Raw genomic sequence first — 3,132 nt, 5'->3', positions numbered from 1 at the left:
TGCGCTGCCGGGGCGTGCCGACCGCGCCGCCCACCGCCGAGCTCGCCCGCGAGGTCGGCATCGAGGTGATCTCGCTCGACGAGGCCGGCTGGCTCGACCTGACCATCGACGGCGCCGACGAGTTCGACAACGAGCTCAACCTGATCAAGGGCGGCGGCGGCGCGCTGCTGCAGGAAAAGATCGTCGCGACCGCCTCGGACGAGATGATCGTCATCGCCGATGCCGCCAAGCACGTGGAAACCCTCGGCGCCTTCCCGCTGCCGGTCGAGGTCATCCCGTTCGGCTGGACCGCGAGCCAGGCGCTGCTCGAGGAGGCGCTGGTGACGATGGACGTGCTCGGCCGCAAGACCACGCTCCGGATGAACGGCGACCGCGCCTACATCACCGACGAGGGCAACTACATCCTCGACCTGCACCTGTCGCGCATCGGCAATGCACGGCAGCTGGCGATGCTGGTCAACCAGATCCCGGGCGTGGTCGAGAACGGCCTGTTCATCGACATCTGCGACCGCGTGATCATCGGCTACGGCGACGGGCGGGTCGAGACCCGCGACATCAACGCCGGCACCGTCTCGGAAGAGCGCGTCGAGTTCGTCGAGGACGACAACCTGTTCCGCGACATCTGATCCCGGGCCTGCGGGGCGGCGCGCGCCGCCCCCGAGCTCACTCCATCGACACCAGCGCATGGTGCGCGCCCACGCCCTGCGCGATGGCCTCGTAGAAGCCGCGCAGGATGGCGTCGGCCTCCTCCTCGCTCACCCCGTCGGCCTCGTAGGTGCCCTGCCAGCTCAGGGTCGCCCGGCCGTCCCCGGCATCGCGCACCCGGACCTCGCCCACGTAGTTCTTCACCGGCAGCGGCGAGTCCTGGATCACGTAGTTGAAGCCGTGGCCCTCCGGGTCGTACCAGACCAGCAGCAGATGGGCCTCGCCGCCCTGCGCCAGCCGGTTCACCTTGGTCGCGCCCAGCCCCTCGCCCTGCCGCTCCGAGCTGTCCACCGGCGGCATGATCGCCTCGGACGGCTGGTGAAAGTCCACGCTCTGCCAGAGCGCCTCGGCGCTCGCCTCGTAGGTGGCGGTGACGCCGGTATCGGCATGGGCAGCGCCGGCGATCAGGGCGCAGGCGCCCGCCATCAGGATCTGTCTTGTCATCGTCTCTCCTCCTCTGATGGATCTCAACTGGAGCGCGGCGCGGCGCCGTCCATGCGACATTCGTCGCGGAGCCGGGCGGGGGCGCCCACGCCCTCTTCAAATGCCCGTGCCCGTCTGGCCTTCGTCAAAGCGCTGTGAGATACCGTTGCGAACCTCAAACCAAGGAGACCCCTGATGGCCGGTTTCGACTATGATCTCTTCGTCATCGGTGGCGGCTCGGGCGGGGTGCGCGCGGCGCGCGTCGCTGCTGGAGAGGCCGGCGCCAAGGTCGCGCTGGCCGAGGAGGACCGCTACGGCGGCACCTGCGTGATCCGCGGCTGCGTGCCGAAGAAGCTGATGGTCTTCGCCAGCGAGTATGCCGAGGTGGTTGAGGATGCCGCCAATTACGGCTGGCGCCTGCAGGACGGCCCGTTCGACTGGCAGAGCTTCCATGTCCGCCTCAACACCGAGCTCGACCGGCTTGAAGGCGTCTACCGCTCGCTGCTGAAGAATTCCGGCGTCGACAGTTTTGATGCCCGCGCCACCATCAAGGACGCCCATACCGTCATGCTCTCGACCGGCGAGAGTTTCACCGCCAAGCACATCCTGATCGCCACCGGCGGCCGCCCGGTGCGCCCCGAGGTGCCGAATGCTCATCTCGGCCTCGTCAGCGACGATATCTTCCACATGGAGGAGCTGCCCAAGCGCATTCTGATCGTCGGCGGCGGCTATATCGCCTGCGAGTTCGCCTGCATCCTGCACGGTCTCGGCGTCGAGGTGACGCAGTATTACCGCGGCGCGCAGGTGCTGCGCGGCTTCGACGAAGAGGCCCGCGGCCTGATCGCCGATGCCATGAGCGAACGTGGCATCGACCTGCATCTCGGCACCGACATCGTCGAGATGCGCTGCGCCACCGAGGCCGATCTTGCCGGTCACGATGCTGCCGGCATCTCGATGGGCGCCGCGGTGAGCGAGGCCGACTATGTCGAGGAGGACAACTCCAACCCCGACGGCCCGGTCTGGGTCAAGGCGACCAACGGCAAGACCCGCATCTTCGACAAGGTGTTCTTCGCCACCGGCCGCGCTCCCAACACCCCCGACATGGGGCTCGAGGAGGTTGGCGTGAAGCTCGGCCGCAAGGGCGAGATCGTGGTCGACGCGTACAGCCAGACCGCGGTGCCATCGATCTATGCCATCGGCGATGTCACCGACCGGGTGAACCTCACCCCGGTGGCGATCCGCGAGGGCATGGCCTTCGTCGAGACCGTGTTCAAGGGCAATCCGACGCCGGTCGATCACGATCTGATCCCTTCGGCGATCTTCACCCAGCCGGAATTCGGCACCGTGGGGCTCTCGGAGGAAGAGGCCCGCGAGCAGGAGCCGATCGAGGTCTACTCGACCTCGTTCCGCCCGATGCAAAGCGCCTTTGCCGGTCGTCCCGACCGGGTGATGATGAAGCTCGTCGTGTCGCAGGAGAGCCGCAAGGTGCTGGGCTGCCACATCGTCGCGCCGAATGCGGGGGAAATGATCCAGCTTGCCGGCATCGCGGTGAAGATGGGCGCGACCAAGGAAGATTTCGATCGCACCGTCGCGGTGCACCCGACCATGTCGGAAGAGATCGTGACGATGCGCAAACCGACCCGCAGCGCTTGAATTTGAACGCAAAATGCACAGGTATGTGCGGGATACGGATGACAGGACCTAGAGGGGAAGGAAAACAGCTTCATGGCAGGTAACAGCGGCGGCCCCTGGGGCGGCGGAGGAAATCAGGGCGGAAGCCGTCCGCCAAGCGGCGGAGGCGGCGGCAACAATGGTGGCCGCAGACCCGAGGATCCGCAGATTCCCGAGATCGACGAGCTGATGAAGAAAGGCCAGGAGCGCCTGCGCGTGCTCATGGGCGGACGCGGCGGCGGCAATGGCGGCAACGCGCCCAAGGGCGGCGGCAGCGGCGGACCGGGCATCAGCAAGGGCACCATCGGCCTTGCAGCGCTGGTGGCGCTTGGC

The 3,132-nt window shown here is 67.3% G+C and carries 3 protein-coding genes and 1 pseudogene; 3 read left to right on the top strand and 1 reads right to left on the bottom strand.

Features of this window, described 5'->3' with window-relative positions; genetic code table 11:
• The coding region (gene rpiA, locus AC6RA4_RS22665) for a ribose-5-phosphate isomerase RpiA (protein WP_500164161.1) at window positions 1-626 on the top strand (626 nt) is incomplete at its 5' end.
• Between the two features lie 37 nt (window positions 627-663).
• Here the strand turns inward: rpiA and AC6RA4_RS22660 are convergent.
• Window positions 664-1,149 carry an SRPBCC family protein gene (locus AC6RA4_RS22660; RefSeq protein WP_500164159.1) on the bottom strand — a complete coding sequence of 162 codons (486 nt, stop codon included), beginning with the start codon at window positions 1,147-1,149 and terminating at the stop codon, window positions 664-666.
• A 174-nt stretch (window positions 1,150-1,323) separates the two neighbouring features.
• Between AC6RA4_RS22660 and AC6RA4_RS22655 the strand changes: the two genes are divergently transcribed.
• On the top strand, window positions 1,324-2,781 hold the full coding sequence (locus tag AC6RA4_RS22655; protein WP_500164157.1) for an FAD-dependent oxidoreductase: 1,458 nt from the start codon (window positions 1,324-1,326) through the stop codon (window positions 2,779-2,781).
• Window positions 2,782-2,853: 72 nt separating this feature from the next.
• Window positions 2,854-3,132, top strand: a pseudogene (locus AC6RA4_RS22650) (FtsH protease activity modulator HflK); the annotation flags it as partial.

It is taken from the genome of Salipiger sp. (genome assembly GCF_059781815.1).
The sequence above is the reverse complement of the archived record's forward strand: the minus strand, read 5'-3'. Positions and strand labels throughout refer to the sequence as shown.